The organism is uncultured Rikenella sp. (assembly GCF_910579375.1).
Lineage (GTDB): Bacteria > Bacteroidota > Bacteroidia > Bacteroidales > Rikenellaceae > Rikenella.
Map to the genome: position 1 here is coordinate 1 of NZ_CAJTUJ010000100.1, position 6,886 is coordinate 6,886.

At 56.2% G+C, this 6,886-nt stretch carries 6 protein-coding genes; 4 read left to right on the forward strand and 2 right to left on the reverse strand.

What is annotated here, in order from left to right; all coding sequences use genetic code 11:
• Positions 1-167: 167 nt before the first annotated feature.
• Positions 168-1,406, reverse strand: coding sequence for a site-specific integrase (locus QZ302_RS07730; protein WP_294594220.1), 1,239 nt, complete (start codon positions 1,404-1,406; stop codon positions 168-170).
• Positions 1,407-1,986: 580 nt separating this feature from the next.
• On the opposite strand from QZ302_RS07730, the gene QZ302_RS07735 reads away from it, so the two are divergent.
• Positions 1,987-3,897 carry a DNA polymerase III subunit gamma/tau gene (locus tag QZ302_RS07735; RefSeq protein ID WP_365320719.1) on the forward strand — a complete coding sequence of 637 codons (1,911 nt, stop codon included), beginning with the start codon at positions 1,987-1,989 and terminating at the stop codon, positions 3,895-3,897.
• Between the two features lie 116 nt (positions 3,898-4,013).
• On the opposite strand, the gene QZ302_RS07740 is transcribed toward QZ302_RS07735, so the two are convergent.
• Positions 4,014-4,901 carry an AraC family transcriptional regulator gene (locus tag QZ302_RS07740; RefSeq protein WP_294594222.1) on the reverse strand — a complete coding sequence of 296 codons (888 nt, stop codon included), beginning with the start codon at positions 4,899-4,901 and terminating at the stop codon, positions 4,014-4,016.
• A gap of 311 nt (positions 4,902-5,212) precedes the next feature.
• Between QZ302_RS07740 and rpsF the strand changes: the two genes are divergently transcribed.
• The 3 genes from rpsF to rplI are packed head-to-tail and all read left to right on the forward strand — an operon-like array spanning position 5,213 to position 6,310.
• On the forward strand, positions 5,213-5,557 hold the full coding sequence (gene rpsF / locus QZ302_RS07745) for a 30S ribosomal protein S6 (protein ID WP_294594224.1): 345 nt from the start codon (positions 5,213-5,215) through the stop codon (positions 5,555-5,557).
• Between the two features lie 2 nt (positions 5,558-5,559).
• Positions 5,560-5,829 carry a 30S ribosomal protein S18 gene (gene rpsR, locus QZ302_RS07750; RefSeq protein ID WP_027291133.1) on the forward strand — a complete coding sequence of 90 codons (270 nt, stop codon included), beginning with the start codon at positions 5,560-5,562 and terminating at the stop codon, positions 5,827-5,829.
• Positions 5,830-5,857: 28 nt separating this feature from the next.
• The gene (rplI, locus tag QZ302_RS07755; protein ID WP_294594227.1) at positions 5,858-6,310 is read left to right on the forward strand and encodes a 50S ribosomal protein L9; all 453 of its coding nucleotides are present in this window, start codon (positions 5,858-5,860) and stop codon (positions 6,308-6,310) included.
• The last annotated feature ends 576 nt before the right edge of the window (positions 6,311-6,886 follow it).

The following is a 6,886-nucleotide window of genomic DNA, read 5'->3' on the forward strand; positions in this document are numbered from 1 at the left end:
GCCGTCACCGTCACCGCCTCTGTCTGCAAAACAGAGGCAAGGAGGTGAAAATTCGGAGTGAACATTCAAAAGATCAGGAGGTTGTTGAAAACCGATTTTGGGGACGTACATACAATTTACATATTGGTCGCTCGGATGGAGTCGAATGTTCGTTTCATGTGGGGGCGTCATTTCTTGGATTTCTTGAAGTCGGTCAGCAGGCGCGCGTTTTTGATCCGCTCGTCTTTCTCGAACCCTGCCAGATAGCAGGCCGTCGTCCTTAGGTTGCTGTGGCCCAGTGATTCGGAAATGTAGCTGATGTTGGCCCCCTGACGTTTGAGGATGGTGGCGAACGAGTGACGTGCCGTGTAGGTCGAAATCGGCCCGATGCCCAATGCCAGACCGATTTGGTGCATGTGGCGGTTGATCTGGCGGGTGAGGTTCTGTGTCTTGATTTTCAGCTCCATCGCATTCTCATGGCCGTTCAGGAAAGGGAACAGGAAGTTCTCCGGGGAGGGCGGATTGCCCCACTGGCTGAGGATCGCGCGCATCTCGGGAGTAATGATCGCTCGGATCTCTTTGCGGGTTTTGGTGGTGCGGGCTGTCTTTTGGCGAACGAAACAGATTTCGCCGTCGATGATGTCGGCATATTTGAGCCGGATGAGGTCGGCTACGTTGATCCCGTTGCAGAGGTAGATGAAAAACCACAGGTCGCGATAGTGAGCCGTAGTCGGATTGCCGTTCGAAAAATCGACGATCTGTTTGATTTGGCGGAGATTCAGGGCGATTTTGCGGCCCTCGCCCTCCTGGATTTCGAATTTTCCCTGCCCGAACGGGTATTGGGTGTCGAGCAGGTTGCCGTTTTTGCGGGCTTCGTTCAGCAGGGCGCGGATCGCGCGCATGTGCATGCAGATGGTCACGGGACTTTTCTGTTCGCCGAGCAGGAATTTCTCGTAGCGGCGCAGCCAGACGACCGTCACGGCTGTGAGCGGAATCGCTCGGCTGGAGAACCGTTTGATCGATTTGAAGACGTTGTCGTACCAGAGCATGTTGCCGACTCGTTGTTCGGCGGTCAGGCGGCTGATCCGATGGCGGAAGAGGCTGTTCAGGGTGTCGCCCTTGCCACGACTGAGGAGCCGGTTGAGGGCGTCGAACGAGAAGGGCTCTTTTTCGGTCAGCTCCTGAACGTGCCGCTTGATGCGGTCGAAGGAGCTGCCGATGTCGCGGCGCACTTCGAGCAGGTAGCCGCTGCGGGTGCGGAGCAGGCGTTTCCACTCGGCGGTGTCGAGCTCTTTCCCGGTGGGGTAGTATTTCTGGACGCGCTTGTAGGCGACCTGGATTTTGACGGGAAAGAGTCCGTTCTTCTTGGCGCGGCGGGTGTCGAGTACCGAGGATACGGTAACGCCGTCTTTGGCATACTTGTACATGGCTATATCCGTTTTTATTAAACCGTTTTGTGGCAAAATAACGGGATATGATGTACATGCGATTTGCATACAACCTCTCTCGTATTCTTTTTTCTGTGCCGGCTGGAACCGTACCTTTTGACTTCGTCTTCCTCGTGCTACCTCGGCAAATCCCGCAAGCGGTCTCTGCTCTCGGAACGCTACTCGGTTCTGAAGAAAAGGTACCCAAAAGACTTTCGTGATAGCTACGCTACTCCTTAGGCTCCGCAGTCCTCAGTCTTCGTGAGTCTGTCGGGCTGGGTTTTCGGCGGGGCGCTATAATGCGAGTATTACCCCAATGCGCCCACGCCGGAAAACCACAGCCCAACGAACAAACCGAGATTTGGGCTGCCGGCAGCTTTAGGATGCGTGAGCATCCGTCTAAAGTTTGGCTACGCCTTCCTCCTTGCACCTCGGCCATTCAAACAAGTTTGATGGCGCTCGGTTGCTGCGTCGGTTTTCTGGTTCTCTTTGTTCACAAAGAGAACAGTTCACTCCAGGACAGGAATGGTATAAGAGAAAAGAGGTTTGGAATGCGAAGTGCATTTATTATCTTTGTAGAATGATGGAATCATTCGTCGTATCAGCTCGAAAATACCGTCCCGCCACCTTTCGCAGCGTCGTCGGTCAGGCTCATATTACCGAGACCCTGCGGAACGCCATTGCGCGGGGACAGCTGGCGCACGCCTACCTCTTCACCGGGCCTCGGGGGGTGGGGAAGACCACCTGTGCGCGGATTTTCGCCAAAGCCATCAACTGCCTGAACCCGACATCGGAGCATGAGGCGTGCGGAGAGTGCGAGTCGTGCCGGGCTTTCAACGAAGGGCGGTCGTTTTCGATCCACGAACTCGACGCCGCCTCCAATAACTCGGTGGAAGACATTCGGGCGCTGACCGAAAAAGTGCGCATACCGCCGCAGGTGGGGCGCTACAGCGTCTATATCATCGACGAGGTGCACATGTTGTCGGCCAACGCCTTCAACGCCTTTCTGAAAACTTTGGAAGAGCCGCCGCATTATGCGATCTTCATTCTGGCCACGACCGAGAAACACAAGATCCTGCCCACCATCTTATCACGGTGCCAGTGCTACGACTTCAACCGGATACGGGTCGAGGATACCGTGCAGTATCTCCAGTATATTGCCGGCCAGGAGGGGGTGACCTATGACGACGAAGCGCTGCACGTGATCGCCCAGCGGGCCGACGGCGGGATGCGGGATGCGCTGTCGATGTTCGACCGCGTCGTTTCGTTCTGCGGGACGCAACTCACGGGCGACAAGGTGGCCGAGAGTTTGAACGTACTGGATTATAATACCTATTTCGCGGCGACGGATCTGATTCTGGCGGGAAACTATGCCGAGCTGCTCACCTTGTTCGACGGCGTGTTGCGGCGGGGATTCGAAGGGCAGCTTTTTATCGCCGGGCTCAACGGGCATATGCGCGATTTGTTGATGTGCAAGAATCCGCAGACGGCCGGGTTGCTGGAGGTGACCGGTCAGGTGGCCGAGCGGTACCGGGCGCAGGCGAATGCGGAGGGGTGCGATACGGGCTTCCTGTTTAATGCTATCAACCTGTTGACTCAAGTCGATACCGGCTATCGGACGGCGACCAATCGGCGGTTGCATGCCGAATTGGCGTTGATCAAGTTGTGCGGGTTGGGAGGGCTAAAAAAAAAAGATGACACCGTAGGTGCTGAGGCGGGCGGAGATTCGGAGGCGGATGCTCTGGTGCTGGTGGCAGGAGTGGGGCGGTATCCCATGCCGGCGATTTCGAATGGCGGGGGTGGGGCGACGGTGGTGAATCCTGCCGTGCCGGCGGCGCGGACGGTGCCGGAGGGAACGGCAGCGACTCCTTCCGAATCGACACCGACACCGGAGCCGAAATCGGAACCGGTGCGGGAAGCGGTGGGGCGGTCTGCACCGGCTGCGACGACCTCTCCGGTTTCGGCGCAGGCGACGAGACCTGTGGCGCAGCCGGAGCCGGGACGGGCGGCGGGACGATCGATTACGGGAGTGTCGATCACGAATTTACAGGCTGCGGCAGGAGGAGGGGCGACCGAAGGGGCGGTGGCATCGGCCGAGGTGGCGCCACGAGAGGAGGGGGGCTCTGTTCGTGAGGTGACGCCGGGGGAGGCAGAGAGGGTGATTACTGAAAAATACGATGACTTGCTGCGGCTTTGGATGGAGCGGCAACGACCTCGGTTGGCGACGGCGCTGACGGCCCGACAGATTCGCGGGAGCGAAGTGCTCGTCTCCGTGCCGAACGAAGTGCTGGCCGACGAGATCAACCAGGCCAAGTGGGAGATCGAGCGCGACCTGCGCCAGCTGACCGGAGCGGCGGCGACGGTGACGGTCGTCGTGACCGAGGTGCAGCAGGAGTACAAACCGGTTTCGACGGAAGATAAGTTGCAGTATCTGGTGCGCCTCAATCCGAATATTCTCAAATTGCGGGACGAACTCGACCTGACGGTATAGGCGGGTTTTTCGCCAGCGTGGCTTAACGCACAAAAAAAGGCAGGAACAAAAAGGGGGCAGGATGAAAACCATCCTGCCCCTTTGCGTATTCCGCCGGTGTTGCCGTCGAATAGTCTTTACGCCTCTCCCGCCATCCCCGCCGACTGGCGATACTCCTGCCGGAGCGAGAGCGGCGTGATCTGGAACTCCCGCTTGAAGAGCTTGATGAAGTGCGAGATGTTGTCGAACTTGCACTCGTACCCGATCTGTGCGATCGGTTTGGTGGTCGATACCACCTCTAACCGCGCATGCAATAGCCGCTGTTTCAGAATCCACCGGTGCGGCGTCATGCCGAATATCCGCAGGAAGTCGTTCTTGAACGAGGTCAGGCTCTTGTTGGTCCGCTGCGCCAGCTCGCTGATCGAGAGGTCTTCGAAGATCGAGTTCCGGATGATGCTCTCGAACGGGTCGGCCAGCCGCTCGACGCACCGCAGCAGTTTGTACTGCAACCCGTGTTCCTTGTGCGCCACCACCATGTAGGCGAATTCGGCCAGTTTGAGGCGCATCAGCTGCGGATGCGACGTCAGGTAGTCCGTGTCCATATACGGCATCAGCGAATCGAACAACAGCCGCATCTCCGGCCACAGCCGCGTGCTGACGTGTCCCAGCGTCAGATCGGCCTGCGCCGCCTCCGGCAGCTCCAGCTCCATCCCGTACAAGGTCACGAGCGCCGACAAGGCTCCCGCCATCTCCTGGTTGTCGAACGCGAGGCAGGTCTCCTTATACGGCCCGTTCCGGGCCGGCAGGTTTTCGACGTAATGTTTCCCCGGCGCCAGCAGGAAAAGCTCCTTGTCGCCGATTCGATAGCTCTCCCCGGCATAATGGACGACTTTCGTCCCGCTCTCTACCACGCCGAGCAGGTTTCGGGTCAGCTCCAGAGACTGGGGGCCGGAAGCGGAGTGGGTCACGAACTGCCACAACGACGACGCACGTTCCGCCTTATTGTTCTTGGTTTGCTCCGACATACAATGGACGATAATGATAAATACAAAATAAATCTCCCGCTACAAAGAACACAAATATAATTCGAAAAAAAGCCGAAATGTTTTGTCTTTGCATTCATAATGTTACAAATCGGACGTTTTGAGTTATTATTCTCCTCTCCTGACTCTTCCGGCTGGCGAGTCCGCTTCCGATCGCCCCGGTGTCCGTCGGCAAAAATCGTCCCGCCGGTTTGTACATCCCGAAAAAAAAGCTACCTTTGCGGCTCGAAACGCGCTCTGTTGACGGGTGCGACGAAACAACTCATTATTCATCATTTCTTTACGGACAACTTATGAACCGTTACGAAACCGTTTTCATTGCGACTCCCGTTCTTTCGGACGCACAGTTGAAAGAGCTGGTCGGCAAATTCCAGGGTGTCATCACCGAGAACGGCGGCAAAGTGAACTACACCGAAGAGTGGGGTTTGCGTAAGCTCGCCTATCCGATCCAGAAAAAGACCACCGGGTTCTACACCCTGATCGAGTTCGAAGGCGAAGGCAAACTGATCGACGTGCTCGAAACCCAGTACCGTCGCGACGAACGCGTCATCCGTTTCCTGACTTTCAAACAGGACAAGTACGCGGCCGAATATGCCGAAAAACGCAGAAACATCAACGCAGCTAAAACTCAAGAGTAATCATGGCAGCACCCCAATCCGAAATCCGTTACCTCAACCCGGTATCCGTTGAGGTCAAGAAGAAAAAATATTGCCGGTTCAAGAAAGCCGGGATCAAATACGTCGATTACAAAGACGCCGAATTCCTCAAAAAGTTCCTGAACGAACAGGGGAAAATTCTGCCCCGCCGGCTGACCGGGACTTCGCAGAAGTTCCAGAAAAAAGTGGCTACGGCGGTGAAACGGGCACGGCACTTGGCTATCCTGCCGTTCGTAACCGACTTGTTGAAATAACCCCTAACCGAGGAGCAGAGAATACATTATGGAAATCATACTGAAACAAGACGTCGATAACCTCGGCAATAAGGATCAGATCGTAAACGTGCGGCCGGGGTATGCCAACAACTACCTCATTCCGCAAGGATATGCGGCGGCTGCGACCGCTTCGGCTAAGAAGGTGCTGGCTGAAAAAATCAAACAGCAGGCGCACAAGGAGGCGAAGATGGTGGCCGACGCTCAGGCTGTGGCCGATAAACTGAACGGGGTAGCGGTAGCTATCGCTGTGAAGGTGGCCGAAGGCGGTAAGATCTTCGGGTCGGTGACGGCGGCACAGGTGGCCGATGCGATCGAAGCGAAGGGCTTCTCGATCGACAAACGTCACGTCAAGGTCGATGCGATCAAGCAGATCGGCGAATACAAAGCTACGGTCAAGATCTACAAGGATATCAAAGCGGAAGTGGCCGTGTCGGTAACGGCTGAAGCTTCGGCTGAGTAGTTCGGATGTTGCCGGAGAGGCTTCTCTTCCTTGGGGTAGGCTCCTTCCGATTATGTTCTGACGATATTGTAAAGCGGTTGAGTATTACCGTCTCCGAGCTTTCAAAATCAAAAAAAGGTGTCTGTTTCCTGTTTTAGGAAATGAACACCTTTTTTGTTTGTAGTTTTTTCGATTGACGAGGCCTTCGGCGGATGCGGACGAAGAGAGCTATGGTTCGTTGGTTTGGGCTGTCGGCAGCGTTTGCCGAATGGATGGGGCCGCCGGCAGCTTGAGGGTGCGCAAGCATCCGTCTAAAGTTTGGCTACGCGTTGTCTTCGTCTTCCTCGTGCTACTTCTGCATAGCCCGTAAACGGTCTCTGCTCTCGGAACGCTACTCGGCTCCTCCTCGCCGCTCGGCATTTGCAAACTACGTTTGCATTGCCCTCGCTGGCAGCGTCGGTTCTTTGGTTCTTTCTGTTCACAGAAAGAACCGTTTGAGGCGGGGCAGGACTCGACCCGCGCGCGACAGCTGGAGTAGGAAATCATTCAAACGCATGATGTGCGTTTGAATAAGATTTCCGCCAGCGCGCGAAAAGA

Excerpts from the sequence above, each read along its gene's own strand:
- QZ302_RS07730 (WP_294594220.1), bottom strand. The coding sequence starts at position 1,406 with ATGTACAAGTATGCCAAAGACGGCGTTACCGTATCCTCGGTACTCGAC.
- QZ302_RS07735 (WP_365320719.1), top strand. The coding sequence starts at position 1,987 with ATGATGGAATCATTCGTCGTATCAGCTCGAAAATACCGTCCCGCCACC.
- QZ302_RS07740 (WP_294594222.1), bottom strand. The coding sequence starts at position 4,901 with ATGTCGGAGCAAACCAAGAACAATAAGGCGGAACGTGCGTCGTCGTTG.
- rpsF (WP_294594224.1), top strand. The coding sequence starts at position 5,213 with ATGAACCGTTACGAAACCGTTTTCATTGCGACTCCCGTTCTTTCGGAC.
- rpsR (WP_027291133.1), top strand. The coding sequence starts at position 5,560 with ATGGCAGCACCCCAATCCGAAATCCGTTACCTCAACCCGGTATCCGTT.
- rplI (WP_294594227.1), top strand. The coding sequence starts at position 5,858 with ATGGAAATCATACTGAAACAAGACGTCGATAACCTCGGCAATAAGGAT.